The sequence below is a fragment of the Micromonospora sp. MW-13 genome, from assembly GCF_003434305.1.
In the GTDB taxonomy this organism is placed as follows: Bacteria; Actinomycetota; Actinomycetes; order Mycobacteriales; family Micromonosporaceae; genus Micromonospora.
This window is the reverse complement of sequence record NZ_QKKX01000042.1, coordinates 1-23,381: the sequence shown is the minus strand read 5'-3', so window position 1 is coordinate 23,381 and position 23,381 is coordinate 1. Positions and strand designations below refer to the sequence as shown.

General features: G+C 74.9%; 22 protein-coding genes. 13 read left to right on the top strand and 9 right to left on the bottom strand.

Annotation, left to right across the window (positions count from 1 at the left end; genetic code table 11):
- The first annotated feature begins 73 nt into the window (after positions 1–73).
- A complete protein-coding gene (locus tag C5N14_RS20295) occupies positions 74–2,053 on the top strand; it encodes an ABC transporter ATP-binding protein (RefSeq protein WP_117669701.1) in 1,980 nt (659 codons plus the stop codon).
- Positions 2,054–2,098: 45 nt separating this feature from the next.
- Here the strand turns inward: C5N14_RS20295 and mug are convergent, their stop codons facing one another.
- The 6 genes from mug to C5N14_RS20265 form a co-directional block, all read right to left on the bottom strand.
- Entirely contained in the window at positions 2,099–2,824 is a 726-nt protein-coding gene (gene mug, locus C5N14_RS20290) for a G/U mismatch-specific DNA glycosylase (protein WP_371685880.1), read from the bottom strand.
- The gene (locus tag C5N14_RS20285; protein WP_117669700.1) at positions 2,824–3,585 is read right to left on the bottom strand and encodes an SDR family oxidoreductase; all 762 of its coding nucleotides are present in this window, start codon (positions 3,583–3,585) and stop codon (positions 2,824–2,826) included. Before C5N14_RS20285 ends, mug begins: the two co-directional genes overlap by 1 nt.
- Before the next feature lie 33 nt (positions 3,586–3,618).
- The gene (locus C5N14_RS20280) at positions 3,619–4,101 is read right to left on the bottom strand and encodes a hypothetical protein (RefSeq protein WP_117669699.1); all 483 of its coding nucleotides are present in this window, start codon (positions 4,099–4,101) and stop codon (positions 3,619–3,621) included.
- Positions 4,098–5,009 carry a DUF692 domain-containing protein gene (locus C5N14_RS20275; protein WP_117669743.1) on the bottom strand — a complete coding sequence of 304 codons (912 nt, stop codon included), beginning with the start codon at positions 5,007–5,009 and terminating at the stop codon, positions 4,098–4,100. The genes C5N14_RS20280 and C5N14_RS20275 overlap by 4 nt, the downstream gene beginning before the upstream one ends.
- Entirely contained in the window at positions 5,006–5,941 is a 936-nt protein-coding gene (locus C5N14_RS20270; protein WP_117669698.1) for a TIGR04222 domain-containing membrane protein, read from the bottom strand. Before C5N14_RS20270 ends, C5N14_RS20275 begins: the two co-directional genes overlap by 4 nt.
- Positions 5,942–6,054: 113 nt before the next feature.
- Positions 6,055–6,627, bottom strand: a complete 573-nt coding sequence (locus tag C5N14_RS20265; RefSeq protein ID WP_117669697.1) for a TetR/AcrR family transcriptional regulator — start codon at positions 6,625–6,627, stop codon at positions 6,055–6,057.
- A gap of 145 nt (positions 6,628–6,772) precedes the next feature.
- Between C5N14_RS20265 and C5N14_RS20260 the strand changes: the two genes are divergently transcribed.
- From C5N14_RS20260 to C5N14_RS20250, 3 genes are all read left to right on the top strand, one after another.
- The gene (locus C5N14_RS20260; RefSeq protein WP_117669742.1) at positions 6,773–7,639 is read left to right on the top strand and encodes a carbon-nitrogen hydrolase family protein; all 867 of its coding nucleotides are present in this window, start codon (positions 6,773–6,775) and stop codon (positions 7,637–7,639) included.
- A gap of 65 nt (positions 7,640–7,704) precedes the next feature.
- Positions 7,705–8,349, top strand: a complete 645-nt coding sequence (locus tag C5N14_RS20255) for an HAD family hydrolase (RefSeq protein WP_117669696.1) — start codon at positions 7,705–7,707, stop codon at positions 8,347–8,349.
- Between the two features lie 216 nt (positions 8,350–8,565).
- Positions 8,566–9,519, top strand: a complete 954-nt coding sequence (locus C5N14_RS20250; protein WP_117669695.1) for a serine protein kinase RIO — start codon at positions 8,566–8,568, stop codon at positions 9,517–9,519.
- Positions 9,520–9,570: 51 nt separating this feature from the next.
- Here C5N14_RS20250 and C5N14_RS20245 read toward each other — a convergent pair whose 3' ends face one another.
- Complete coding sequence (locus C5N14_RS20245; protein ID WP_117669694.1) at positions 9,571–9,816, bottom strand: DUF2630 family protein; 246 nt, start codon at positions 9,814–9,816, stop codon at positions 9,571–9,573.
- 104 nt (positions 9,817–9,920) lie between these two features.
- Here C5N14_RS20245 and C5N14_RS20240 point away from each other — a divergent pair, with 104 nt between their 5' ends.
- From C5N14_RS20240 to C5N14_RS20205, 8 genes are all read left to right on the top strand, one after another.
- Complete coding sequence (locus tag C5N14_RS20240; RefSeq protein ID WP_117669693.1) at positions 9,921–10,838, top strand: GNAT family N-acetyltransferase; 918 nt, start codon at positions 9,921–9,923, stop codon at positions 10,836–10,838.
- A 161-nt stretch (positions 10,839–10,999) separates the two neighbouring features.
- A complete protein-coding gene (locus tag C5N14_RS20235) occupies positions 11,000–12,385 on the top strand; it encodes a cytochrome P450 (protein WP_371685879.1) in 1,386 nt (461 codons plus the stop codon).
- Positions 12,382–13,296 (top strand): terpene synthase, encoded by a 915-nt coding sequence (locus C5N14_RS20230; RefSeq protein WP_243639843.1) that lies wholly within the window; start codon positions 12,382–12,384, stop codon positions 13,294–13,296. The genes C5N14_RS20235 and C5N14_RS20230 overlap by 4 nt, the downstream gene beginning before the upstream one ends.
- A complete protein-coding gene (locus tag C5N14_RS20225) occupies positions 13,293–15,038 on the top strand; it encodes a prenyltransferase/squalene oxidase repeat-containing protein (RefSeq protein ID WP_243639841.1) in 1,746 nt (581 codons plus the stop codon). The genes C5N14_RS20230 and C5N14_RS20225 overlap by 4 nt, the downstream gene beginning before the upstream one ends.
- A gap of 98 nt (positions 15,039–15,136) precedes the next feature.
- Entirely contained in the window at positions 15,137–17,722 is a 2,586-nt protein-coding gene (locus C5N14_RS20220; protein ID WP_117669691.1) for a nitrate- and nitrite sensing domain-containing protein, read from the top strand.
- An 87-nt stretch (positions 17,723–17,809) separates the two neighbouring features.
- Positions 17,810–18,232 carry a roadblock/LC7 domain-containing protein gene (locus tag C5N14_RS20215; RefSeq protein WP_117669690.1) on the top strand — a complete coding sequence of 141 codons (423 nt, stop codon included), beginning with the start codon at positions 17,810–17,812 and terminating at the stop codon, positions 18,230–18,232.
- Positions 18,233–18,237: 5 nt separating this feature from the next.
- Entirely contained in the window at positions 18,238–18,624 is a 387-nt protein-coding gene (locus C5N14_RS20210) for a DUF742 domain-containing protein (RefSeq protein ID WP_117669689.1), read from the top strand.
- Positions 18,605–19,216 carry an ATP/GTP-binding protein gene (locus C5N14_RS20205; RefSeq protein WP_117669688.1) on the top strand — a complete coding sequence of 204 codons (612 nt, stop codon included), beginning with the start codon at positions 18,605–18,607 and terminating at the stop codon, positions 19,214–19,216. The genes C5N14_RS20210 and C5N14_RS20205 overlap by 20 nt, the downstream gene beginning before the upstream one ends.
- A 120-nt stretch (positions 19,217–19,336) precedes the next feature.
- Here C5N14_RS20205 and C5N14_RS20200 read toward each other — a convergent pair whose 3' ends face one another.
- Both C5N14_RS20200 and C5N14_RS32285 read right to left on the bottom strand, forming a co-directional pair.
- The gene (locus C5N14_RS20200; protein WP_117669687.1) at positions 19,337–22,189 is read right to left on the bottom strand and encodes an aconitate hydratase; all 2,853 of its coding nucleotides are present in this window, start codon (positions 22,187–22,189) and stop codon (positions 19,337–19,339) included.
- Between the two features lie 166 nt (positions 22,190–22,355).
- Complete coding sequence (locus C5N14_RS32285) at positions 22,356–22,514, bottom strand: hypothetical protein (RefSeq protein ID WP_165878167.1); 159 nt, start codon at positions 22,512–22,514, stop codon at positions 22,356–22,358.
- Positions 22,515–22,650: 136 nt separating this feature from the next.
- Here C5N14_RS32285 and C5N14_RS20195 point away from each other — a divergent pair, with 136 nt between their 5' ends.
- A complete protein-coding gene (locus C5N14_RS20195) occupies positions 22,651–23,325 on the top strand; it encodes a DedA family protein (RefSeq protein WP_117669686.1) in 675 nt (224 codons plus the stop codon).
- The last annotated feature ends 56 nt before the right edge of the window (positions 23,326–23,381 follow it).

Sequence of the window (23,381 nt, the reverse complement as noted above, 5' to 3'; positions counted from 1 at the left end):
CCGAGGTTGTCGTAGGCGTCGGGAGAATCGACCCGACGGCACGAGTCCGCCCACGACCCGGAGGTGACGCGCGATGTCTGACGGCGGCATGGGCGGCTGGAACATGATCCGGTCGATGCGCAACCGGGACGAGATCTCCGCCCACCGGCTCAAGCGGGGCACCGCCCGGCGGATCGTCGAGTTCGCCCGTCCCTACCGGCGGGACATGGTGGTCTTCCTGGTCACCGTGGTGATCGCCGCGGTGATCGGCGTCGCCACCCCGGTGCTCGCCGGTGACGTGATCAACGCGATCAGCCGCAGCGGCCCGGACGCCGGGTCGACCGTGGTCCGGCTGGCCCTGGTCATCGCCGCCCTGGCGGTCGCCGACGCGCTCTTCTCACTGGCCCAGCGGTGGTACTCGGCCCGGATCGGCGAGGGGATCATCCTCGACTTGCGGACCCGGGTCTACGACCACGTCCAGCGGATGCCACTGCAGTTCTTCACCCGCACCCAGACCGGCGCGCTGGTCAGCCGGCTCAACAACGACGTGATGGGGGCCCAGCGGGCGTTCACCTCCACCCTCTCCGGGGTGGTCAGCAACGTCATCCAGCTCGTGCTCACCGCCGCGGTGATGCTGACCCTGTCCTGGCAGATCACCGTCCTGTCGCTCATCCTGCTGCCGATCTTCATCATCCCGGCCCGCCGGGTCGGCCGGCGGCTGGCCGACATCACCCGCGAGTCGTACGACCTCAACGCCAAGATGAGCGCCACGATGACCGAGCGGTTCGGGGTGTCCGGGGCGCTGCTGGTCAAGCTGTTCGGTTCGCCCGACGTGGAGGCGCGCCGGTTCGCCGGCCGGGCCGAGCGGGTCCGCGACATCGGCATCCAGTCCGCCATGTACTCCCGGACGTTCTTCGTGGCGATGCTGCTGGTCGCCTCGCTGGCCCAGGCGCTCACCTACGGCCTCGGCGGCTGGCTCGCGGTCACCGGCAGCGTCAGCGCCGGCACGGTGGTGACGCTGGCGCTCCTGCTCACCCGCCTCTACGGCCCGCTGACCGCGCTGTCCAACGTCCGGGTGGACGTGATGAGCGCGCTGGTCTCCTTCGACCGGGTCTTCGAGGTGCTCGACCTGCGCCCCGGCATCGAGGAGAAGCCGGCCGCGGTCGCCGTGCCGCGCGGCAACGGCCGGGTCGAGTTCCACGACGTCCGGTTCCGCTACCCGAGCGCCGCCGAGGTGTCGCTGGCCTCCCTGGAGGAGGTCACCACGCTGGACCGCACCGTCAACGAGCCGGTGCTCAAGGGCGTCTCGTTCGTCGTCGAGCCGGGCCAGATGGTGGCCCTGGTCGGCCCGTCCGGCGCCGGCAAGTCCACCCTGTCCATGCTGATCTCCCGGATCTACGACGTCAGCGACGGCCAGGTGCTGGTCGGCGGGGTCGACGTCCGGGACGCCACGCTCGCCTCGCTGCGCGACGAGATCGGCGTGGTCACCCAGGACTCCCACCTGTTCCACGAGACGATCGCCGAGAACCTGCGCTACGCCAAACCGGACGCCACCGACGACGAGATCTGGGCGGCCCTCGCCGGGGCGCAGGTCGCCGACCTGGTCCGGTCGCTGCCCGACGGGCTGGAGACCACCGTCGGCGAGCGGGGGTACCGCTTCTCCGGCGGCGAGAAGCAGCGCATCGCGATCGCCCGGCTGCTGCTCAAGGCCCCGTCGATCGTGATCCTCGACGAGGCGACCGCGCACCTGGACTCGGAGAGCGAGGCGGCGGTGCAGCGGGCCCTGTCGGTGGCGCTGACCGGGCGTACCGCGCTGGTGATCGCACACCGGCTCTCCACCGTCCGGGACGCCGACCAGATCCTGGTCCTCGACGAGGGGCGGATCGTCGAGCGGGGCCGGCACGAGGAGTTGGTCGCCGTCGGCGGGCTCTACGCCGAGTTGTACCGCACCCAGTTCGCGGTGGCCGACTCGCCCGCCCCGTACGTGGACGCGACCGGGCCGGAGACCGTGATCACCATGCCGATGGCCACCTACGTCGCCGACGAGGCGATGCCCCCGGCCGCCGCCAACTGACCGGCCCGGCCCGGCCCTGCTGGCCCTGCCGGCGTCGGTGCCGGGTCAGGCCGGGCCGGCGGTCGCGGCGCGCAGCTCGCCGAAGGCCGCGCCCAGGGTCTCCGCCGTGAAGTGGGCGTTCAGCCCGCTCGGGTTGGGCAGCACCCACAGCCGGGCGTCGCCGAGCAGCTCCGGCTGCGGGCCGAAGGCCGCCTTCGGCCGGCCGAACCCGATCCGGTACGCGGTCACCCCGACCACCGCTACCCACGCGGGCCGGTGCCGCCGTACCTTGTCGGCCAGGACCTCCGCCCCCTCGACCAGCTCGGCGGCGGTCAGCTCGTCGGCCCGGGCGCTGGCCCGGTCCACCATGTTGGTGATGCCCAGCCCGTACCCGGGCAGCGTGTCCTGCTCACTCGGGTGCAGCCGGTGAGGGGTGAAGCCGCCCCGGTGCAGGGCCGGCCAGAACCGGTTGCCGGGCCGGGCGAAGTGCCGGCCGGTCGCGGCCGACCAGAGCCCGGGGTTGATCCCGACGAAGAGCACGGTCAGCCCGGGCGCGATGACGTCGGGGATGGTCCGGTCCGCCGCGGCGGCCAGTTCCTCCCGCGTCGGCCGCCGATCCCGGTCCGCCCCGCCGGACCGGCTCGGTGTCGCTCCGGTCGGTGTCGCTCCGGTCGGTGTCGCTCCGGTCTGGGCCGCGCTGGTCGGAGTCGCTCGGGTCTGGGCCGCTCGGGTCTGGGCCGGCCCGGTCGGTGCCGGGGAGGCCGTCCTCGGCTCCCGGCGGTGGGCGGCCATCAGAGGCCGCGCAGCGCGCCGCCGTCGACGGGGAGGGTGATCCCGGTCAGGTAGCCGGCGGCGGGGGAGAGGACGAACGCGGCGATCCGGCCGAACTCCGCCGGCTCGCCGATGCGGCGCAGCGGGATGCCGGCCTCGGCCTCGGCCCGGGCCCGCCCCGCGTCCCCGGTGGCCGCGAGCAGCTCCCGGTTCCGGTCGGTCATGATCCGCCCCGGCAGCAGGCCGACGACCCGCACGCCCCGGGGGCCGTACTCGTCGGCCATGTCCTTGGCCACCCCGGCCAGCCCCGGCCGTAGCCCGTTGGAGATGCCCAGTCCGGCCAGCGGGCTGCGCGCCGAGCTGGACAGGACCAGCCCGATCGCGCCTCCGTCGGACAGCCCGGCGGCGACCGTCCGGGCGGTGCGGACGGTGCCGAGGAAGACGGTCTCGAAGGACTCGCGCCACTGCGCGTCGGTCGCCTCGGCCGCGGTGCCCCGGGGCGGGCCGCCGACCGACACCAGCGCGCCGTCGAGCCGGCCGAAGTGCTCCCGGGCGGCGGCGACCAGCCGCTCGGGGGTGGCCGGGTCGGCCAGGTCGGCGGCCAGTCCGATGGCCCGTTCCGGGCCGCCGAGCCGCTGCACCGCCTCGGCCACCCGCTCGGGGGCCCGGGCGGAGACGACCACCCGCGCCCCGTCGGCGACGAGACACTCGGCGGTGGCGAAGCCCAGCCCACGCGAGGCGCCGGTCAGCACGTACACCCGGTCGGTGAGTCCCAAGTCCATAAGACCGATCCTGCCGCACGGCGCGGGACGCGGTCAGCGGCGGGCCGGGCGCAGCAGGCGTACCCGGCCGGCGAGCTGTACCGCGACGGCGCCGCCGGTGCGGGCCAGGGCCGGCAGCCGGCGGCGGCGCGGCGCGCCCGCGCCGTCGTAGCGGCTGGCCGCCTCCCGGCAGGCCAACTCCTCGGCGCCCAACGGCGGCAGCTCGCCCCGCTCGCGCAGCTCCCGGGCCAGGTCCCAGCCGTCGCGCAGCGAGCCGTTGGTGGGCCGGCCCGCCGCCCACCCGGTGAACGTGGCCGGCCAGGCCGCGCCGAGGCCGGCGGCGAGCAGCGGCCAGTGCCGGGCCACGTCGCCGGCCCGCTTGCGCAGCAGGGCCCGGCGGGCGGCGTCGACCGGCCCCGGGGCGAACCCGGGAGGCAGCGGCCCGCCGGCGACCAGGGTCGCCACCAGCTCGGCCTGCCGGGCGGCCAGCTCGCCGGACCGGCCGGACGGGGCGGGGTGGCCCCGGTCGTCGCTCACGTCACCACCGGGTACCCGGAGGCGGCGGCGATCGCGTCCAGCTCGGCGCGCAGCTCCGGCGCGGGCGGCCAGTGGCCGTCGCGCTCCAGCAGCAGCGCCGGCGGACGGTGCCGGGCGCACAACTCGCCGACCAGGTCGAGCACGACCGGCGGCACCGGGTGAGTGTGCGTGTCGTGGTAGAAGCCGCCCTGCTCGGCGCCGCCGGCGACGTGCACGTACGCGACCCGGCCCAGTGGCAGCCGGTCCAGCAGGGCGAGCGGGTCCGTGCCCCGGTTGCGCGCGTTGGCGTGCACGTTGGCGATGTCCAGCAGCAGCGTCGCGCCGGTGGCGTCCAGGATCTCGGTGAGGAAGTCCGCCTCGTCCAGCTCGTCGTCCGGCCAGTCGAACAGTGCCGCGATCGGCTCCAGCGCCAGCGGCACCGGTAGCTCGGCCTGCGCCCGGCGGACGTTGGCCACCACCGCGGCGACGGCCTCCCGGCTGCGCGGCAGCGGCAGCAGGTGACCGGCCTCCACCCCGCCGGCCCGGACGAAGGCGATGTGCTCGCTGACCAGCGGCGCCCCGACCAGCTCGGCCACCCGCGCCAGGTGGGACACCCGGGCCGGATCGACCGGCTCCGCGCCGCCGAGGGAGAGCTTCACCCCGTGCGGTACGACGGTGACACCGCGTTCGACCAGCTCGGCGAGCCCGGCCGGCGGCGGCCCGTGCGGTGCGAGGGTCTCCGCCACCACCTCGACGAACCGCAGCCCCGGCAGGTCGGCGACGAAGCCGCCGATCTCCGGCCGCCAGCCGATGCCGACCCCGGCCGGACCCGGGCTGGCCCCGGCCACCTCGCCCGCGCCGGCCCCGGCCCGGCCCGCGCCGGCAGCCCCGGCATCCGGGCCGGTCGTGGCGGTTCCCGGGCCGGTCATCCGCCGCATCCGCCCCCGCACCCGCCGCCGCATCCGCCCCCGCCTCCGCCGCCGCATCCGCCCCCGCCGCCGTCCCCGCCGCCACTGGAGCCGCCGCCGCACGAGGTGCCGCCGCTGGAGGTGCCGCCGCTGGAGAGCGCCTGCCGCTGGATCTCGGCCTGCTCGGCGAAGCCCGGGTCCATCGCCCAGAGCGAGGCGGTGCCGAACAGGGCGACGCCCAGCGCCGCGCCGGCTGCTCCGTAGGTGGCGTAGGCGGGAGCGGACGTGGGGGCGAGGTGCAGGTTGCGCCGGCGCAGCTCGCGCAGGGCGACGTCGGCGGCCCGGGTCCGCCAGGGCACCCGGGCGATCAGCACGGCGGCGACCGCCAGTGGGGCAAGGGCGAGGATCAGGAAGCCGACCGGGCGGTCGTTGGCCAGCCCGGCGACGACCCGGACCACGCCGAGCAGGACGAGCGAGAGCAGCATGAACGACCCGCGCCGGGCGGAGAACCGCTGCGCCGGCGTCAGCGCCAGGCCCTGCCGCTGCAGGTCGTCGCGAAGCTGTTCGAGGGCCCGCAGCACCCACCCGTCGCGGCCCAGCTCGCGGGCGTACAGGTTGCGGCTGGCGGCGTGGTGGACCGCCCGGTCCAGCGGGGTGGCCCCGGCCGGCAGTTGGCCGCCGACCGCCAGCCGCCGGTCGGGTTTGACGCCGACGACCCCGGTGCCGCGCAGCCCGCCGAGCGAGGTCCAGATCGCGAGCTGGTTGCCGCCGTTGAGGAAGGCCACCTGCTGGGGGCCGAGCTGGCCGACGCTGGTGGCCGGGGGCCCGGCGAGGAGCCGGCGCCGGTGCATGATCGAGCCGGCGACGACGACGAGGGCCGCCAGCAGGTAGACCCTGAGGAAGGTGGGTCCGGAGATGCCCCAGGTGTCGCCGGGCGCCGCGAGGACGGTCATGCTGCTCTCCTGTCGCGCGAGGGGAACGCGAACCCATTGTGGAACAGGCTCGCCACGCCGGGCCACGGCCGGGGGCGCAGTTACCGGACCGAGACGGGTCGGGCGGGCACCGGTCAGCGGCGGCGGACGGCCTCCTCGACCAGGTCGAGCACCGGGCCCAGGTCGCCGGCCGGGCGCCCCATCGCCAGGTGCAGCACCAGGCCGTCGTAGGCGAGTTCGAGGAACTGGGCCAGCACGTCGATCGGTACGTCCTCGCGGAGCACGCCGGCCTCCCGCTGGCGGGCCAGCCGCTCCCGGGTGGCCTCGGCGATGGCGGCGGAACGCTCGGCCCAGCGCCGGGCGAACGCGGGGTCGGTGCGCAGCCGCCGGGACACCTCCAACTGGCTGCCCAGCCAGCCGGTGGTGTCGGGCGAGACGGCCCGGGCCAGCAGGTCCCGCATCACCTGGACCAGGCCGTTGCGGGCAACCGTCTCCACCATCGCCGCCGCGTCGTCCTCGGCCACGGCCAGGAAGAGCGAGTCCTTGTCCCGGAAGTGGTGGAAGATGGCGCCCCGGGAGAGTCCGGTGGCCTCCTCCAGCCGCCGCACCGTGGCGCCCTCGTACCCGTGCCGGGCGAAACACGCCCGGGCGGCGGCGAGGATCTCCTGCCGGCGGGCGTCGAGCTGGTCCTGACTTACTCTGGGCACAGCACGATCGTGTCAGGTGCCCGGACGCTCTGCAAACCGTACGTACGGCTTGGAACCCGTGTCGGGACGGCACCGGCTGCGGCGACCGGTCCCGGCGGGGCGGCACGCGGTGATCGGCCGCCCGGTGGCCGGCTACGATCGCCCGGTGACACCGCCCACCACCCCCGCCCCGCCCGCCGCGCCGCTGACCGTGGCGGCCGTCCAGGCCGACCCGGTGCCCGGGGACGTCGCCGGCAACGCCGTCGCCGCCGCCCGGCTCACCGGCCGGGCCGTCGCCGAGGGCGCGCGGGTGGTGGTGCTGCCTGAGCTGTTCCTGCCCGGGTACCATCTGCCGGCGCTGGCCGCCGATCCGGCCGGCACCGACCTCGCGGCGGCCGGGGACGGCACGGTGCCCGACGCCCGGCTCGACCCGCTGCGGGCCGCCGCCCGAGACGGCGCGGCGGTCGTGGTGGTCGGCGCGGCGGTCCGGCACCCGGACGGCCGGCGGACCATCTGCGCCCTGGTCGTCGACCGCGCCGGCGTCGCCCACGCGGCGTACGACAAGCAGCAGCTCTGGGGCGACGAGCGCGAGTTGTTCCAGCCCGGCCGGCGCGGGGCGACCCTGCTGGTCGACGACTGGCGGTTCGGCCTGGGCATCTGCTACGACGGCTGCTTCCCCGAGCACGGCCGCGCCGCCGCGTCCGACGGGGCGCACGGCTACCTCTGCCCGAGCGCTTACCTCGCCGGCTCCGCGCACCGCAGGGACCTCTACTACGCGGCCCGGGCCCTGGACAACACCATGTTCGTCGTGTTCGCCAACGCCGTCGACGGCGCGGACCCGTGGCGGTTCAACGGCGGCGCGGCGGTCTACGACCCGCAGGGCCAGCCGCTGGCCAGGGGTGCGGACACCGGTGAGGACGTGCTGGTGGCCGTTCTCGACCCGGCGGTGCTCGCGGCCACCCGGGCGGCGCACTCGATGTTGGTCGACCGTCCCGCCGACGCCGGGGCGGCCCGCGCGGCGCTGCGCGGCTGACTCTGGTCGAGGTCGTCGTGGGCTGGCCCTGTCGGACGGCGGCTCGTCTGCCTTAAGGTGCCCGAGTGTCGCTGCTCCTGCTGGACCTGGACAACACCCTGCTCGACCGGGCCGGTCCGTTCCGCGCCTGGGGCGAGCGCTTTCTCGACGGCGTCGGCGCCCCGGCCACCGACATCGACTGGCTGCTCTCCATCGACGCCGACGGGCTGACCGAACGCTGGGACGTCGCGGACGCGATCCGGGACCGGTACGGGCTGCTCATCCCCTCGATCGACCTGGTGGAGGAACTGCACGCCGGGGTGCTGGCCAACAGCCGGCTCGACCCGCTGGTGGCCTGCGCGCTGCGCATCGCCGACGGGGCCGGCTGGGTGCCGGTGGTGGTCAGCAACGGGGCCGTGCGCCAGCAGGACGCGATGATCCGCCGCACCGGCCTGGACCGGTACGTCGCCGACTGGGTGATCTCCGAGGAGGCCGGGGTCAGCAAGCCCAACCCGAGGATCTTCGCGCTGGCGGCCCGGCGGGTCCGGATGCCGTTGCGCGGCGCCTGGGTGGTGGGGGACAGCCCGGAGGCGGACATCGGCGGGGCGGCGGCGGTGGGCCTGCCCAGCGTCTGGCTGCACCGGGGCCGGGCCTGGACGGACAGCCGCTTCGCCCCGACGTACACGGTCGACGGCCTGATCGCCGCCGTCGCCGCGGTGCTCGCCGCCTGAGCCCCGCGCCGCGCCGGCGCGGACGCGCCGGCGGTCGTCGCGTAGCGGTGGCGGGCGGGTAAATCGGTTGCGGGCCGGGTCGGCGCGGTCGAGCATGGTGCCGCGCGAGTGCGCAGCCGGGTGCTCCCGGTCGAGGAGAAGGAGGTCGGTCATGGCCGTCTTTGCAGGGCGTTTCCACCTGCCTCCACCAGCCTCGATCAAGGGATCACCAGCACAGTGCGTGACGATGACTTCCCGGCGCGCGGGCGCCGGACCCGCGGCAAGAGCCGCTTCGACGACGACGAACCGCAGTTCCTGAAGCGGGGCCGGCCCGCCGAGCCGGTCCTGACCGACCCGGAGAACACCCCCGACGACGACGCCTCCGGCGACCACGCCCCGAACGACGCCTGGTCGAGCTGGGACCGGGCGGTGCACGGCCCCGAGCCGCACCCGGCCTGGCTGGTCACCGAGCTGGCCGCCCGGGACACCGAGCTGGGCGTGCTCAAGACCGGCAAGGAGGCGGACGTCCACCTGGTCCGCCGTGCCGTGCCGGAGACCGACCGGTCCTGCCTGCTGGCGGTCAAGCGCTACCGGGACGCCCAGCACCGGCTGTTCCACCGGGACGCGGGCTACCTGGAGGGCCGCCGGGTGCGCCGGTCCCGGGAGAACCGGGCGATGGCCGGGCGGACCGCGTTCGGCCGGCAGATGATCGCCGGGCAGTGGGCCGCCGCCGAGTTCGCCGCCCTGTCCCGGCTCTGGGAGATCGGCGCGGCGCACGGCCGGATCGCCGTGCCGTACCCGGTGCAGCTGATCGGCACCGAGCTGATGCTGGAGTTCGTGGGGGACCCGGCCGAGGGGCGGGCGGCGCCCCGGCTGGCCCAGTGCCGCCCCGAGCCGGCCGAGCTGCGCTCCCTGTGGGAGCAACTGGTCGACGCCCTGGTGGTGCTGGCCCGGGCCGGGCACGCCCACGGTGACCTGTCCCCGTACAACCTGCTGGTGCACGACGGGCGGCTGGTCATGATCGACCTGCCGCAGGTGGTGGACGTGGTGGCCAACCCGCAGGGCCCGGAGTTCCTGGCCCGGGACGTCCGGGTGGTGGCGACCTGGTTCACGGCACGCGGCCTGCCGGCGGAGCGAACCGACCCGGCCGCCCTGACCGGGCTGCTGCTGCGCGAGGCCGGCATCCGCTGAGCCGGCCGTCGGCCCGGGGACGGGCGGTGCGCCGTCCGTCCCCGGCGTCGGCTACTGCAGGTACCGCTCCACCTCCGGCCTGGGGCGTACCCCCTGGGCGTCGGGGTCGCCGTGGGTCTCGCGCGCGGCCCGCCGCCGGCGCAGCAGGTCCCAGCACTGGTCCAGGGACTCCTCCAGCTCGCGCAGCCGGTCCTGGTCGCCCTCGGTGCCGGACTCGCGGGCCTGCGCGGTCGAGCGGAGCCGGTGCTCCTCGTCGACCAGCTCGGAGATCCGGTTCAGGATGGTCTTGTCGTCCATGCCCTGAGCCTGGCACAGCGGCTGGGGGCGCGCCCGCTTCTCCCGCGCGCCGGCCCGCCGAAAGCTGTCGCGCCGGCCGGGCTGCTGCGGTACGTTGCCACGCCATGACGCTCACCGTCCGGCCGTTCGCCGACGCCGACACCGGCGCCGCCGTCGAGGTGCTCCGGGTGACCCAGCCGCACCTGGTGGCCACCCCTGAGCTGATCCGCTGGCAGGTCAGCGGTGTCCGGGCCGCCGAGCGGTTCGGCGCTTTGGTGGCCGAGGTCGACGGCGTGCCGGTCGGGCTGGCGCGTACCGGGCTGCTGTCCGAGAGCGCCGAGCCCGGGCTGGGGTTCGTCAACCTGGCGGTGCGGCCGGAGCGGCGGGGTCGGGGGGCCGGGTCGGCCCTGCTCGCCACCGCCGAGCGTCGGCTGGCCGGGCTCGGCGTCCGGACGGCGTACGCGACGGTCGCCGACGTGCCGGCGGACCTGGCCTTCGCCGGTCGGCGCGGCTACCGGCCGGGCCGGCGCTCCCGGCTGCTGGTCCGTGACCTGGCGGCACCGCTGCCCCCGGCGCCGGTACCGGCGCGGGGCGTCCGGGTGCTCAGCGCCGCCGACCTGCCCGACCCGCGCCCGCTGTACGCGGCCGACCTGGACGCGGCGCGCGACGAGCCGGGCGAGGTCGGGATGGACGAGATCGGGTACGCCGACTGGTTGGTCGCCTACTGGGACCGCCCCGACCTGGACCGGGCGCTGACCACGGTGGCCGTGGTGGACGGCGAGGTGGCCGCGTTCACCGTGGCGCTGACCGACGGCCGGGGCCGGTACCAGTGCGGGATGACCGGCACCCGGCGGGCGTGCCGGCGGCGTGGCCTGGCCCGGCTCGTCAAGCACACCGCGCTGACCAGGGCTCGGGCGGCCGGGTTCCGCCACGCGGTGACGGTCAACGACGCCGGCAACGACGCGATGCTCGGCCTCAACGCCTGGCTCGGCTTCCGGCCGGTCGCCGACCAGTGGCGCTGCCGGCGGGATCTGCCCTGGTAGGAGGCCCGCGCCGGATCCCTTGTGGAGCTCACAAATTTCGCCCGCGAAAATTTCTCCCCTTGCCTCTGGAGAAGTTGACCTGCTCAATGGCATGCTCGGGCGGACCGTGACTTTGCACAGTCGTCCCGCGACGCACTGCGACAATGGGAGCTCAACCACCCGTGGCAACCCCGCACACCGTCCCGGCCCGCGCCCGGCGAGCGAGATCCGTTCCGCTGTGGCACGTGCTGCCGGGCCTGGCACGAGACCCGGTCCGAGCCCTGCTCGGGTTCGGCGAGCGCGCCGCCGGCGAGGTCGTGCGGCTCAACCTCGGCTCGTTCCGTCCCTACCTGGTGACCGACCCGGCCCACGTGCAGCAGGTGCTGGGCGACCGGGCCGACAACTTCGGCCGCGCCGGCGACGGCCCGTTCTGGGGCCCGCTGCGCCGGCTGTTCGGCGACGGCATCCTCGGCGACGGTCCGGTGTGGTCGGACAGTCGGCGCATCCTCCAACCCCTGTTCACGGCCAGGCGGGTCGAGGCGATGATGGGCGGGATCGCCGACACGGTCGCCGACGCGGTCGCCGAGTTGGACGCCCCGGCCCGGGCCGGCCGCCCGGTGGACATCGGCGCCGAGCAGGCCCGGATCGTCTGCCAGGCGATCATGAAAGCGTTCTTCGCCGACCGCATCTCGGTGCCCGACGCGCTGCGCGTCATCGAGGCCCAGGACGCGATCGCCACCTCGGTCATCCCCCGGGTGCTGGTGCCGTTCGCCCCGTTGGCGCTGCCCATGCCGGGCGACCGGACCTTCCGCGACGCCGTCCGGCGGATCGACGACGTGCTGGTGCCCATCGTCCGGTCGGCGCGGGACACCGCCGCGCACGGCGACGACGTCATCTCCACCCTGTGGCGGGGGACCAGGGACGACGGGCGGCCGATGGACGAGCGGCAGGTGCGCAACGACACCGTCGCGATGGTCGCGGTGACCACCGAGACGACCATCAACGTGCTGACCTGGCTCTGGCCGCACCTGGAACGCTCGCCCGAGGTCGCCGCCCGGCTGCAGGAGGAGATCGACCAGGTGGTCGGCGGCGACCGGGTCGGCCCGGAACACCTGCCGCGGCTGACCTACACCCGGATGGTGCTGGACGAGCTGATCCGGCTCTACCCGGTGGCCTGGCTGGCCCCCCGGCAGGTGGTCCGGCCGGTCTCCCTCGGCGGGGTGGAGCTGGAGGCCGGGGCGACCCTGCTGGTCAGCCCGCTGATCACCCAGCGGCTGGAACGCTACTGGGAGCGACCCGGGGTCTTCGACCCGGACCGGTTCGCCCCGGACCGGGTCCGGGCCCGGCACCGGTACGCGTTCTTCCCCTTCGGCGGCGGGCCGCACCAGTGCCTGGGGATTCACCTGTTCTATCTGGAGGCACAACTGATCGTGGCCAACGTGCTCAGCCGCTACCGGCTGCGGATGCGCGGCTCGCGCCTGCCCGCCCTGCAACTCGCCGCCGCGCTGCGCGCCAAGGACCGCGTGGAACTCGACCTGCGCCCGGCCCACCCGGCGGCTGCCGCGTGAACGTCTCCACCCGCCCCTCGGCGGTGCTGCCCGACCAGCTCTCCGCCGCCGCCGAGCAGGGCCGGATCTGCGCGCTCGCCGCGAAGGGACAGCGGGACCTGCAACGGCACGCCGCCCGCTACCCGGACCTCTTCTCCGGCCGGCCATTCGACGGCGCCCTGTTCAGCAACATCGCCCTGGCCATCGCCTTCGGGGCGCCCTGGTGCACCGCCGAGCAGCTACGGCTGACCAACCGGGCGGTGCTGTGGGGGTTCGCCCTGGACTGGCGGATCGACTACCTGGCGAAGTCCCGGGCGGACGTCGACCGGGTGGTGGCCGGTGCCCTGGCGGTCGCCGACGGCGCCAGCCCGGACGCCGACGACCCGCTCGGCCGCCTGCTCGCCGAGCTGCGCGACGAGCTGGCCGGAGTCCCGGCCTTCGCCGAACTCGGCGACGCCTGGCGCGGGGCGGTACACCGGACGGTCACCGCGATGGCCCGCGAGTGGGACTGGAAGACCGCCCGGGAGCGCGACGGCGCGCCGTTGCCCAGCTTCGCCGAGTACCTCGACAACGCCGACAACCTCGCCTGCACCGTGGTCAACGTCGCGCACTGGATCTGGACCGGGGACGCCGAGACGCACCGGCGGCTCGACCGGCTGGTCACGGTCAGCGACGAGGTGCAGCGGGTGCTGCGGCTGGTCAACGACCTGGCCAGCTACGAGCGGGACCTCCAGTGGGGGGATCTGAACGCCCTGCTGCTCGTCGCCGACCGCGCCGAGGTGGACCAGCGCATCGTCGAGCTGGTCGAGCGGTGCAATGAACTGCTCGCCCCGCTGACCGGCGGCTGCCCGTTGCAGGCGGCGTACCTGGCCCGGCAGATCGGCTTCAGCAGCGGCTTCTACCGGTCGACCGACTTCTGGGGGGAACGGTGACGGCCGTCCGGTCGCGGGTCGGCCGCGCCGGCGGGTCCGGCGGCGACGCCCACCGGGCCCCGCGGGCCGCCGGCGACGGCCCGCCCGCCGGCACCGCCCATCCGCCGCGGCGGGACCCGGAGTCCGCGGCCGACGCCCGCGAGCTGGTGGCCGCGATGACCCTCGCCTCCTCGGGGCAGTCCTCCCCGTCGGTATACGAGACCGCCCGCCTGGTCGGCCTCGCGCCGTGGCTGACCCACCACGTGGAGCGGATCGGGTACCTGCTGGCCGTCCAGCGCCCGGACGGGGCGTGGGGCGGCCCGGAAGGCTACGCCCTGGTGCCGACGCTGAGCGCCACCGAGGCGCTGCTCACCGCCCTGCGCCGCGGCGACGCCGCCTGGCTGCGCGAGGCCCGCGCCGCCGAGCGGCTGGCCCGCGCCGTCAACGGCGGCCTGCGAGTCCTGTACGCCCGGCTCACCGACCCGGCCGGCCCCGAGCTGCCCGACCTGCCGGCCACCGACCTGACCGTCCCGGCGCTGGTCGACTCGCTCAACACGCACCTCGACGCGCTGCGTGCCGACCCGCCGCCCGGCCTGACCGCCTGGCGCGACGCCCGCCCGCTGCCGCTGCCGTCGGGGCTGGACGGCGCCCGGCTCGCCCGGGTCCGCGCGCTGCTCACCGCCGGCCGGCCGCTGCCGGAGAAGCTGCTGCACGCCCTGGAGGTCGGCGGCCCGGCGGCCCACCGCGCCGCCGAGGTGGCCCCGGTGGGCCCGGGTACCGTCGGCGCCTCGCCGGCGGCCACCGCGGCCTGGCTCGGCGTGCCCGTCCCCGGGGCCGGCGTGGCCGCGGCGGTGTCGTACCTGGAGGACGTGGCCCGCCAGCAGGGCGGGCCGGTGCCCTGCGCCACCCCGATCACCGTGTTCGAGCGGGCCTGGGCGCTGAGCACGATGAGCCGGGCCGGCATGGCGCTGCCGGTCCCGCCCCGGCTGCTGGCCGGCCTGGTGGCGACGGTCGGTCCCGCCGGCACCCCCACCGCCCCCGGCCTGCCCGCCGACGCCGACACCACCGCGGTGACCCTGTACGCGTTGGCCCGGCTCGGCCACCCGGTCGACCCGGACAGCCTCTGGGGGTACGACACCGGCGAGCACTTCTGCACCTGGCAGGGGGAGGACGGGGCCTCGGTCACCACCAACGCCCACGTGCTCGACGCGTTCGGCTGGCACCTGGGGCACCGGGCGCCGGCCGACGCCCGCCTCGTCGCGGTGGTGCGGCGGCTCACCGACTGGCTCGTCGGCCGGCAGCAACCCGACGGACGGTGGACCGACCGCTGGCACGCCTCGCCGTACTACGCCACGAGCTGCGCGGTGCTCGCCCTGGCCCGCTACGGCCAGGGGACGGCCGTGGTGGGCGCGGTGACCCGGGCGGCCGGGTGGGTGCTGGCGGGGCAGCGCGCCGACGGCTCCTGGGGGCGCTGGGGCGGCACGGTCGAGGAGACCGCGTACGCCGTGCACGCCCTGCACGCCGCCGGGCCGGCCGCGCCGGCCGGCGTCGGGGCGGCGCTCGGGCGCGCGCGGCGCTACCTGACCACCATGGAGGGACGCGACGGGGAGCCCGCGCTCTGGCACGACAAGGACCTCTACCGGCCCGCCGTGATCGTCCGTGCCGCCGTCGTCGCCGCCCGCCATCTCGTCCGCGCCGGGGCCGGTCACGGCGCCGCCGAGGGACCCGCGAACCGGACGGCCCCCTTGATCAGTGCCGCTTGAGTGAACAATCGGACACTGCTAGCGTGCGCCCGTGGCCGACGGTGTACCGGTCACATGGGCTCCGGCACCCCCCTCGAACACCCGGCCAGGACGGTGTGATGCGTTCCCGCAGTACGAATCTCCGTACCAAAGTCGTCGCCCTGTTGGCGTCGCTCGTCGCGCTCTGGGCCTTCGCGGCGTGGGTTACCGTGCGGGACGGGTTCAACCTCCTCGGCGTGCAGACACTCAACGAGTCGGTGTCCGAGCCGAGCGAGACGCTGGTGCTCCAGTTGCAGCGGGAACGCCGGACGTCGCTGGCGTACCTCGGGCGGCCGGACGAGGCGCGGCGGGAGGCGCTGGGCGCGGAGCGGCGGCGCACCGACGAGCTGGCGGCGGCGTTCCGCGAGTCGGCCAGCGGCTGGCGCACCGCCGTGGCCGCCAGCGACACCCTGGAACAGCGGCTCGACGCGGCCTACGGGCAACTGTCCCGGCTGGGGCAGGCCCGCTCCGAGGTGGATGCCCGCAGCGCGGACCGCTCGTCCACCTTCACCACGTACGGCGGCGTGGTGCGGTCCATCTTCGACGTCTACACGGCCCTCGGTCTGCTCGACGACCCGCAGGTCGCCGAGGACACCACCGCGCTGATCGAGCTCAACCGCGCCCGCGAGCTGCTCTCCCAGGAGGACGCCCTGCTCACCGGCGTGCTCGCGGCGGGCCGGGTGACCGAGGCCGAGCGGGCCCAGGTCGCCCAGATCATCGGCGCGCAGCGGTTCGCCGCCGACCTCGCGGTGAGCCGGCTGCCGGCCGCCGACCGCCAGCGTTACGACGCCATGGTCGACGGTGCGGCGTTCGAGAAGCTGCGCGCCCTGGAGGACGGCATCCTCCAGGGCCGGGGCAGCGACCCCCGGCTGGGGTTCGAGGCGGCCGAGTGGGACGGGGCCGTGGCGCCGGCGCTGGCTCGGTGGGGTGAGGTGGTGCTCGAAGGCGGCGACGACGTCGTGGAGCGGGCCACCCCGGTCGCCGTCATGGTGATGATCCGGCTGGTGCTCGCCACCGGCCTGGGCCTGCTCGCCGTCATCGCGTCGGTCATCGTGTCGATCACCACCGCCCGGACGCTGCTGGGGCAGCTCGAACGACTGCGCGAGGCGGCATTCACGCTCGCCAACGACCGGCTGCCCAGCGTGGTGGAGCGGCTGGGACACGGCGAGGAGGTGGACGTCGCCACCGAGGCGCCGCCGCTGGAGTTCGGCGACGACGAGGTCGGGCAGGTGGGCAAGGCGTTCAACGTGGTCCAGGAGACCGCGCTGCGCACCGCCGTCGAGCAGGCCGAGCTGCGTCGCAACGTCCGCGAGGTCTTCCTCAGCCTGGCCCGGCGCACCCAGGCCCTGGTGCACCGCCAGCTCACCCTGCTCGACACGATGGAACGCCGCGAGCACGACGCCGAGGAGTTGGAGGACCTGTTCCGGGTCGACCACCTCGCCACCCGGATGCGGCGCAACGCCGAGAACCTGATCGTGCTCTCCGGCTCCACCCCGGGCCGGGCCTGGCGACGCAACGTGCCGATGGTCGACGTGGTGCGCGGCGCGGTCGCCGAGGTGGAGGACTACACCCGGGTCAACGTGCTGCCGCTGGGGGCGGTGTCGCTGGCCGGCCGGGCTGTCGGCGACATCATCCACCTGCTGGCCGAGCTGATCGAGAACGGCCTGTCGTTCTCGCCCCCGCACACCACCGTCGAGGTGCGCGGCCAGATGGTGGCCAACGGCTTCGCGATCGAGATCGAGGACCGGGGCCTCGGGATGAGCGAGGACGACCTCGCCGCCGCGAACTACCGGATCGTGGACCGGTCCGAGCTGAACCTGGCCAACGCCGCCCGGCTCGGGCTCTACGTGGTCAGCCGGCTCACCGAGCGGCACGGCGTCCGGGTGCAGCTCAAGGAGTCGGCGTACGGCGGCACCACCGCGGTCGTGCTGATCCCGCCGGACCTGGTCGCCGACCCGGGCGGCGACGGCGAGGCCACGGAGCGCCCCGGCCTGCCGAGGACCTCCGCGCCGGTCGCGGTGGCCCCGCCGGCCGACCAGTCGGCGGCCCGGCCGGCCGCGCCGGTCGCGCTGGCGGAGCTCGTGCCGGCCCCCGTCGCGCCGCCGGCCCCGGAGGCCGACCCGGTCGACGGCGGACCGGCCCTGCCCACCCGCGCGCGCCCGCGCACGGTCCCGGCGTCCCCGGACGCCCCGGCCGGGGAGGGCACCGGGCTGCCGGTACGCCCCCGCCGCCCGGTGGGGCAGTCGGCGCTGGACGCGCCGACCGTGCCGGGCGGGTTCCCGGTGACCACGCCCCGGCCGGTCGCGGACGGGGTCGCCCCGGCCGCCCCGCCGAACCCGGACAGCGCGGACGCCCCGGACACGTCGGCCGGGCCGGCCCTGGCGGCGTCGCCGGTACCGGTGCAGCGGACCGGCTCCGGCCTGCCGGTGCGGGTCCGGCAGGCCAACATCGTGCCCGAGCTGCGGGAGGACCCGTCCGGGCAGCAGATGGACGACGACGAGGACACGATCCGGCCGCCGGAGCAGGTCCGCCGGATGATGAGCTCCTACCAGACCGGCACCCGCCGTGGCCGCACCGACGCGGCCCGGCTGCTCGGCGGTGCCGGCGAAACCGACGGGACGGAGCCCGCCGACGACACCGACGCCGGTGGGCACGAGGCGACCTGAGGGGTGGCGCGGACGAACCGCGCCCTTGGCGGGACGGCAGGTCCCAGACGACAACGGCGACACCAGCCGGGAAGAAGAGGACGACGAGTGGGCCAGAAGACGGCATCGAGTGCCGACCTGACGTGGTTGCTGGATGATCTGGTCGGCCGGGTGAAGCAGGCCGAACACGCTGTCGCGCTCTCCACAGACGGCCTGCTGATGGCGTCGTCGCGGGAGCTGGGCCGGGACGACGGCGAGCACCTCGCGGCGATGGCGGCCGGGATCCAGAGCCTGGCCCGGGGCGCGGGGAAGCGGTTCGGCGGCGGGCAGGTCCAGCAGACCATCATCGAGATGCAGTCGTCGTTCCTCTTCGTCACAGCCGCGGGCCGCAACGCCTGCCTCGCGGTGCTGGCCTCCGAGGACGCCGACGTCGGGCTCATCGCGTACGAGATGGCCATGCTGGTCACCCGGGTGGGCAAGTACGTGGCCTCCCCGACCCGGCTTCCCGAGCAGCCGGTCGGCGAGAAGTAGCCGCGATGACGGCCCCAGGGGAGTCCACGGAGGAACAGTGGGTCGACGACCATGCCGGCCCGGTGGTCCGCCCGTACGCGGTGACGCGTGGCCGGGCCCGGCCGGTCACCGGCACGTTCGACCTGATCTCCCTGGTGACGGCCACCCGCGCGGAGGCGTCACCGGAGGTCGGGCTGGGCCCCGAGCACCTGGCCATCGTCGCGCTCTGCCAGCGGCTCCAGTCCGTCGCCGAGGTCGCCGCCCACCTGGACCTTCCGGTGGGCACCATCCGGGTCCTGCTCGGCGACCTGGTGGCCCGTGACCTGGTCGAGGTGCGCGAGCCACGGGTCACCGCAGGTCTTCCCGACGACAGCATTTTCGAGGCGGTTATCAATGGACTACGGGCACTCTGAACGGCCGGCGGATGCCGTACCGCTGCCCACCGCGATCAAGATCCTGATCGCGGGCGGTTTCGGCGTCGGCAAGACCACCATGGTCGGCGCGGTCAGCGAGACCCGGCCGCTGCGGACCGAGGAGGTGCTGACCGAGACCGGGGTCGGCATCGACGACCTGTCGGGGGTGGAGGGCAAGACCACCACCACGGTCGCGATGGACTTCGGCCGGATCACCATCAGCGACGACCTGGTGCTCTACCTGTTCGGCACGCCCGGGCAGGACCGCTTCTGGTTCGTCTGGGACGAACTGGCGCTCGGCGCGCTCGGCGCGGTGGTGCTCGCCGACACCCGCCGGCTGGCCGACTGCTTCCCCTCGATCGACTACTTCGAGGGGCGGGGCACCCCGTTCGTGGTGGCGGTGAACTGCTTCGAGGGGGCCCGCCAGTACCGGCTGGACGAGGTGCAGGCGGCGCTCAACCTCGACCCGGGGGTGCCGGTGCTGCTCTGCGACGCCCGGCAGCGGGAGTCGAGCAAGGAGGTGCTCATCACGCTGATGGAGCACGCCATGAAGACCCGCGAGTCCCGCCGCCGGGCGGCGTCGGCCGAGTAGCCCGGCGGCTACGCCGACAGCGGCCCCCGGCCGGGCGGTGCAGCCGGTCCCGGCCACCGCTGACCGGACGACGAGGCCCCCTGCCGGGCACGGCAGGGGGCCTCGTCGTGGCTGGGCGCGTCAGCCGGCGATCATGCGGCGCAGGACGTACTGCAGGATGCCGCCGTGGCGGTAGTAGTCCGCCTCACCGGGCGTGTCGATCCGGACCACGGCGTCGAACTCGACGCCGGTGTCGGTGGTGACCTTCACGGTGCGCGGGGTCTCGCCGTCGTTCAGCGCGGTCACGCCGGTGATCGAGAAGGTCTCGGTTCCGGTGAGGCCCAGCGACTCGGCGGTGGCGTCGACCGGGAACTGCAACGGCAGGACGCCCATGCCGATCAGGTTCGAGCGGTGGATCCGCTCGTACGACTCGGCGATGACCGCCCGGACGCCGAGCAGCATGGTGCCCTTGGCCGCCCAGTCCCGCGACGAGCCGGAGCCGTACTCCTTGCCGGCCAGGATGACCAGCGGCACGCCCGCCTCCTGGTAGGCGGTGGAGGCGTCGTAGATCGAGGTCTGCTCGCCGGTCAGGTGGTTCACCGTGAAGCCGCCCTCCACGCCCGGGACGAGCTGGTTGCGCAGCCGGATGTTGGCGAACGTGCCCCGGATCATCACCTCGTGGTTGCCCCGGCGCGAGCCGTACGAGTTGAACTCGTGGCGCGGCACGCCGTGCTCGGCGAGGTACGTACCGGCGGGGGAGTCGGCCTTGATCGAGCCGGCCGGGGAGATGTGGTCGGTGGTCACCGAGTCGCCCAGCTTGGCCAGCACGCGTGCGCCGGCGATGTCGACGACCGCCTTCGGCTCCCGCTCCATGCCCTCGAAGTACGGGGGCTTGCGCACGTAGGTGCTCTCGCCCTCCCAGGCGAAGGTGTCACCGGTCGGGGTCGGCAGCGACTGCCACCGCTCGTCGCCGGAGAACACGTCCGCGTACGCCGCGCTGAACCCGGTCGCGCCGATCGCCTGGGCGATGACGTCCTGGATCTCGGCGCTGTTCGGCCAGATGTCGCGCAGGAAGACCGGCGCGCCCGCGCTGTCCTCGCCGATCGGCTCGTTGGCCAGGTCGATGTCCATCGTGCCGGCGAGCGCGTACGCCACCACCAGCGGCGGGGACGCCAGGTAGTTCATCTTGACGTCCGGGTTGATCCGGCCCTCGAAGTTCCGGTTGCCGGACAGCACCGAGACGACGGCGAGGTCGCCCTCGTTGACCGCGGCGGAGACCTCCTCCGGCAGCGGGCCGGAGTTGCCGATGCAGGTGGTGCAGCCGTAGCCGACCAGGTTGAAGCCGAGCTTCTCCAGGTACGGGGTGAGGCCGGCGCGGTCGTAGTAGTCCATGACGACCTTGGAGCCCGGCGCGAGGGTGGTCTTCACCCACGGCTTGCGGGACAGGCCCTTGTCGACCGCGTTGCGGGCCAGCAGCGCCGCCCCGATCATCACCTGCGGGTTCGAGGTGTTGGTGCAGGAGGTGATCGCCGCGATCACCACCGCGCCGTGGTCCAGCTCGTACTCGACACCGTCGGCGCTGGTCACCCGGACCGGGTTGCTGGCCCGGCCGCCGGAGCCAACGGCCGCGGTCTCCAGGTCGCGCGGCTCGTCGGCCGGGTCGCTGAAGTCGTTGGCCGGCGGGTCGCTCGCCGGGAACGACTCGGCGCTGGCCTCGTCGGCCGGGCCGTTGGCGCCCCGGGGGAGCTGTTCGCGGGCGACGCCCGGCTTGAGGTCCCGCTCGCCGGCGGAGCCGTCGGCCACGTAGTCGGTCAGCGCGGAGCGGAACAGGGTCTTGGCGCTGCCCAGCGGCACCCGGTCCTGCGGGCGCTTCGGGCCGGCCAGGGACGGCTCGATGGTGCCCAGGTCGAGCTCCAGCCGCTCGGAGTACTCCGGCTCGGCGGCCGGGTCGTGCCAGAGGCCCTGCTCCTTGGCGTACGCCTCGACGAGCGCGACCTGCTGCGGGTCCCGGCCGGTCAGCTCCAGGTAGCGGACGGTCTCGGCGTCGATCGGGAAGATCGCGACGGTGGAGCCGTACTCCGGGGACATGTTGCCGATGGTGGCCCGGTTGGCCAGCGGCACGGCGCTCACGCCGGGGCCGTAGAACTCGACGAACTTGCCGACCACGCCGTGCTTGCGCAGCATCTCGGTGATGGTGAGCACCAGGTCGGTGGCGGTGGTGCCGGCCGGCATCTCACCGGAGAGCTTGAAGCCGACGACCCGGGGGATCAGCATGCTGACCGGCTGGCCGAGCATGGCGGCCTCGGCCTCGATGCCGCCGACGCCCCAGCCCAGCACGCCCAGGCCGTTGACCATCGTGGTGTGCGAGTCGGTGCCGACCACGGTGTCCGGGTACGCCTGGCCGTTGCGCTCCATGATCGTGCGGGCCAGGTACTCGATGTTGACCTGGTGCACGATGCCGGTGCCCGGCGGGACGACCTTGAACTCGTTGAACGCGGTCTGGCCCCAGCGCAGGAACTGGTAGCGCTCCTTGTTGCGCTCGTACTCCAGCTCGACGTTGCGCTCGAAGGCGTCCTCACGGCCGAACAGGTCGGCGATGACCGAGTGGTCGATGACCAGCTCGGCCGGGGCGAGCGGGTTGACCTTGGTGGCGTCGCCGCCGAGGTCGCGGACCGCCTCGCGCATGGTGGCCAGGTCGACCACGCAGGGCACGCCGGTGAAGTCCTGCATGAGCACCCGCGCCGGGGTGAACTGGATCTCCACGCTCGGGTCGGCCGACGCGTCCCAGCCGCCGAGCTGGCGGATGTGGTCGGCGGTGATGTTCGCGCCGTCCTCGGTCCGCAGCAGGTTCTCCAGCAGGATCTTCAGGCTGTAGGGGAGCCGCTCCTGCCCCTCCACCTTACTGATCTTGAAAATCTCGTAGCTCGCGTCTCCGACGCGTAGCTGGGTCTTCGCACCGAAGGTGTCGAGGCTCGCCACGTCGTACTCCTTCACACCAGCGACCGTGAGTAGTCCTGAGCAGTCTGTCGCACCGGCCGGGAGCACGCCCCGGTTAGGTGACACTTACCGTGATAACCGCTTCCTACAAAACCGTACGTCCGTCTTGCTATCGGCGCAACCTCGTGCCAGGCTCCGGGACGGGGAGATGCCCCATGATCCATCACGTCCGGCTCGCCCGACCACCCGGCTCCGAGGCCGCGTCCCGGGCGTTCCACGGCGGGCTGCCGGCCTGGCCGAGAAGCAGGGCCGCTGGTCCCCCGCCGCCCGCGACGGTCGCTGGCTGACCGGGTCCGGCGCCGAGCCGCACCTCGGCGGTCACCGCCGACCTCCGTCCCGCCCGCACGGCCCACGTCACCCCGGTTCGACCGGTGCCAGAGGGTGGTATCGGCGGCGAGGGTCCGCGGCGCCCCGGCGGCGCGGGTAGGGTTCGAGGCCGGACCTGAAGGGGATTGGCCGTGATCGACGTACAGCACTGGCTGTCCGCGCTGCCACCGGTCGCGGTGTACCTGATCGTCGCCGGGGTGATCGGCGTGGAGAGCATGGGCGTTCCGCTGCCCGGCGAGATCGTCCTGGTCAGCTCCGCCCTGCTCGCCGCCGCCGGGGTGGTGGAGCCGCAGTGGGTGGCCACCGCCGCGGCGTTCGGCGCCATCGTCGGCGACTCGATCGGGTACGCGGTGGGCCGCCGGGGCGGTCGGCCGCTGCTGGCCAGGCTGGGCCGGCGCTTCCCGAAACACCTCGGTCCCGCACACCTCGCCCGCGCCGAGCAGAGCTTCGCCCGGCACGGGGTGTGGGCGGTCTTCTTCGGCCGGTTCGTGGCGTTGCTGCGGATCCTCGCCGGTCCCCTCGCCGGGGCGCTGCACGTGCCGTACCGGCGGTTCCTGCTGGCCAACGCGGCTGGCGGTCTGGTCTGGGCCTTCGGCACCACGTACCTGCTGTACTCCGTCGGCCGGGCGGCCGAGCACTGGCTCAAGGACATCTCCTGGGCCGGGCTGGTCCTCGCGGTGCTCGCCGGCCTGGGCAGCACCTGGTGGCTGCGCCGCCGGGCCCGCCGGCTGGAGCCGGTGAGCGCGGGCGACGGGCCGGACGGGACCGGCGCGTCCGAGCCGGTCGGCGCGGGCACCGACCGCTGACCCGCCCCTGCCGAGCAGACGAAAGGGCCGGCCCCGGTGGGGGCCGGCCCTTTGTC

Excerpts from the sequence above, each read along its gene's own strand:
- C5N14_RS20295 (WP_117669701.1), top strand. The coding sequence starts at position 74 with ATGTCTGACGGCGGCATGGGCGGCTGGAACATGATCCGGTCGATGCGC.
- mug (WP_371685880.1), bottom strand. The coding sequence starts at position 2,824 with ATGGCCGCCCACCGCCGGGAGCCGAGGACGGCCTCCCCGGCACCGACC.
- C5N14_RS20285 (WP_117669700.1), bottom strand. The coding sequence starts at position 3,585 with ATGGACTTGGGACTCACCGACCGGGTGTACGTGCTGACCGGCGCCTCG.
- C5N14_RS20275 (WP_117669743.1), bottom strand. The coding sequence starts at position 5,009 with ATGACCGGCCCGGGAACCGCCACGACCGGCCCGGATGCCGGGGCTGCC.
- C5N14_RS20270 (WP_117669698.1), bottom strand. The coding sequence starts at position 5,941 with ATGACCGTCCTCGCGGCGCCCGGCGACACCTGGGGCATCTCCGGACCC.
- C5N14_RS20245 (WP_117669694.1), bottom strand. The coding sequence starts at position 9,816 with ATGGACGACAAGACCATCCTGAACCGGATCTCCGAGCTGGTCGACGAG.
- C5N14_RS20240 (WP_117669693.1), top strand. The coding sequence starts at position 9,921 with ATGACGCTCACCGTCCGGCCGTTCGCCGACGCCGACACCGGCGCCGCC.
- C5N14_RS20220 (WP_117669691.1), top strand. The coding sequence starts at position 15,137 with ATGCGTTCCCGCAGTACGAATCTCCGTACCAAAGTCGTCGCCCTGTTG.
- C5N14_RS20210 (WP_117669689.1), top strand. The coding sequence starts at position 18,238 with ATGACGGCCCCAGGGGAGTCCACGGAGGAACAGTGGGTCGACGACCAT.
- C5N14_RS20205 (WP_117669688.1), top strand. The coding sequence starts at position 18,605 with ATGGACTACGGGCACTCTGAACGGCCGGCGGATGCCGTACCGCTGCCC.